1 protein-coding gene is annotated in these 3,235 nt (G+C 62.0%); it reads right to left on the bottom strand.

Annotated features, from left to right (window positions below; genetic code table 11):
• A partial coding sequence (locus FWD29_10035; GenBank protein ID MCL2804267.1) for an Ig-like domain-containing protein occupies positions 1 to 3,235 on the bottom strand: 3,235 nt, incomplete at both ends.

Here is a 3,235-nt window from a genome sequence, read left to right as displayed (position 1 = left end):
GCCTGCCTGCCCGGAGCCGGGGTCAGCAGGGTGTTGGTGCCTGAAGTGGCCGAAACCTCGAAGGAACCGGGCTCTTCAGAGCGAATCTCAACGGACCAGTAGCCTTCTTCATTGGTGGAGCCGTTGGCATAGTCGCGGGTGTTCTTGGTTGGACCGAACCACGGACCGGCCACGTCCGCGGCGCCTTGCGTCACGGCGAAGCGAATTGGCACGTTGGGCACGGCGTTACCGAACTCGTCGCGGACATACACCCACGCGCTGTGGGTCTTGTCGCCATCGGCCAACACCGGGTTGTCGGTGGTGTTGAACTCAGAGTTGCCCCAATCAGGCTCGCCAGGCGAGAACACCACGGTGTCACGTGAACCAGGAGCGAAGGCCATGACCTTGCCACCCACCGTGGCGCGCACATCGTAGGTGCCAGCCACCGTGTCAGTGAACTCAATGTCAACCGTGCCACCAACCGTGTCGGCGCTCTGCTGCGACCAAGGACCGTCCGAACCAACCAGACGCCATTCCACCGTCACGGTGGCCTGATCTTCGTCAGCGGTAATCTCATTGCCCGCGGCGTCACGAATGACAATGCGGCCAATGTGGTTCTCAATACCAGCCACCTTGGGATCATCCGAAATGATCTCCAACGTGGAGGTCAGCTCGCTTGGCACCGTGCCCGGCTTGAACCTGGCCTTGGCCGGTGAACCGTTTTCGATCCAATCCCCCGGAGCCGCCAAGGTACCAAGCTGCGCGGTGATGTTGTATTCGGTCGGGCCAGTGATCGCCTCGTAAGAGACCACTTCAAGCACGGCCACGCCACGCGCGGTGCCGCCGGTGCCGTCACCGGTGGTGCACACAATATCGCCAGGGCTAGTGCCTAGCATGTAGGCGCCGCCCAACTCCTGGCAGCGGTAGGCCACGCCAGCCGGCACATGGAAGAACACCCAGGCGCCGGGCACCAAGTTACCTTCATCCGTGGCGCCATACGCATCGCGAACCTCAGCCTTGATCAACTGGGTGTCTTCGCCATCGGCAAACGAGTAATAACCGGGGTCAGACAGCTTCGAGTTACCGGCAAAAGGATCGCCGTACTTGAAGTAAATGTCGGCCGACTTCACCGGGTCATTGGGTATGTTCAAGCTCAGCTCGTCCGCACCAGTCAACACGCGGAGGGTCCACGTGCCGTCAACCTTTGAGGTGATGGCCTTGGTGGCCGTGCCATCGGTGCCAGACAGGAAGTTAAGCCCACCGGCAGGCACCGGCTGGTTGCCGGTCGCTGACGGGTCTGGGCTAATGGTCAAAGCGACCGAACCACGGTTGACCGGGGTGCCGTAGGAGTTCCTCAGGTAGACCGTCACCGTGTAGTAGTCCTCGCCGTTGGCAATCACGTCGCCGGTGTCTGGCTGGGTCTGCTCAACGGTGAACCATGACTTGGTGACGTCGATTGGGATCCTGGAGAAGTGCAGGTAGCGCGGGTAGCCACCGGTAGCCGGGTCGTTGTTGTTCTCAACAAAGTCAGTTGGCGAGGTGAAGTAGCGGGCCCTGACCTCAAAGCCAGGGGTACTGATGGGCGAGGCGTACATCGAGACCGCGTCGAAGCGAACCACGCCGTCGGCGTCAGATTCGCCACAAACGTAGGTGGCGCCGGCCATGGCCGAATCCTCACCCAAGGCCTCATCGAACCACCGGGGGCCATCGGCGATGGCCGAGAAGCCTGGCTTGTCAAACTCAAAGTACAGGCAGACGTTGTTGTCGCCCGGAATGGGGTTGCCGTACTGGTCTTGGACCACCACTTGGGCCCAGCCCTTGTCTAGCCCGTCATCACGGGTGGCTGTGTCCTTGGTGGTCAGTGAGTTGACCGTCTTGTCGGGGTCAACCGGGCCTGGCACCCAGGTCAGGGTGTCGTTGCCGCCGGTCATCAGGGCCACGTTGTCGCCATCATCATTGATCACCGTCACCAGGTATTCCCCTGGCACAGTGGAGGTGACTGAGGCGGTGTAGACGCCGGTGTCCGCGGTGGCCACGAAGGGCAGCGTCACGGTGGCGGCGCCGCCGCCGGTCTTGACGGCCGTGGCCGTGATGGCGGCCAGTTGGGCGGGCGTCAACTCGGCTGGCTCGTCAGCACTGTTGAAAACGTAGAGCGTGATGGTGCCAGATTCACCCGCCGGGATCTCGGTGGTGGGCGTGGCATTGAAGTAGGACTTGGTCCAATCAACACCCGCTGGGCGGAAGGTGGCGGGCACGGTGTCAATCACGGTGCCGGTCGCAGCCGAACCCACCCGGGCGGTCACGTCCACCGTGTAAGAACCAGGCGCGGTGCCGTAGATCTTGGCGGTGTAGGTACCTGGGGTGGTGGCTGACTGGGCCAGATCCTCAACCGAGATCATGGGCAGACCTGCGTCGGCCTGGAAGACGTTTAGCTTGGCGTAATCGTTGTCCAGCGCGTCAGTGATGGGCCGGTATTGGCAATCCATCAAAACCACGGTGCCGGTGTAATAAGAGGTGGGATCCTCTGAATACTTCGGTCCGGCATCGAGCGTGAAGCTGGAGGTGTCAGGTTCGGTGCAAGGCGGACCTGGGCCAAACACGGCCTTGTTGCCCGGCGGGTCTGTGAACGGGATGGCCAGGTCTTTATCGTCTGGGTCATAACCCAGCGCCAACAAGAACTCGGCAATGTCTTCAGAGGTCAAATACACCTCATAGACACCGGGAGCGGTTTCAACCGGATCGGTCCAAGAGGCGGTGGCACCAGCGGGGGTGCCATCGGCCGACTTGTAGACCTTCGGGCCGGTCCAATCGCGCACCGGGTTGCCTTCCTTGTCGGCCAGCGTCACGGTCACCGTGAAGCTGTCCTCGCCATCGGCGTAGACCCGCGGGTGCGAGTCACTGATTGGCGTGGTGGGCTGCAACACAGCCTGCAGCGCGCCCTTGCAATCCGGGTCTTCATTCGGATCACAAGGCGGGCCAGCGATGAAGTGGGCAATGTCGTTGCCGTCTGGGGTACGCACCTTCAACGGGCGGTCATAGAGGCTGGCCGTCATGGTGTAATCGCCAGACTTCTTGCCGGTCACTTCGGCCACGTACTGACCAGCCGTGCTGGTTTCGGTGAACGGACCGCAGGTGATCTCGGAGCCGGCCGGACCTTCACAGGTCAGATCCGCAGCCAGCCAGGCCAGCGGCACTTCGTCTTCGTCAACAATCATGACCGTCAGGTAGCCCTTGTCAACGCCGTCGGCCACAATCT

It is taken from the genome of Micrococcales bacterium, assembly GCA_009784895.1.
Classification (GTDB): Bacteria; Actinomycetota; Actinomycetes; order Actinomycetales; family WQXJ01; genus WQXJ01.
This window is presented reverse-complemented; position numbering and strand designations above follow the sequence as displayed.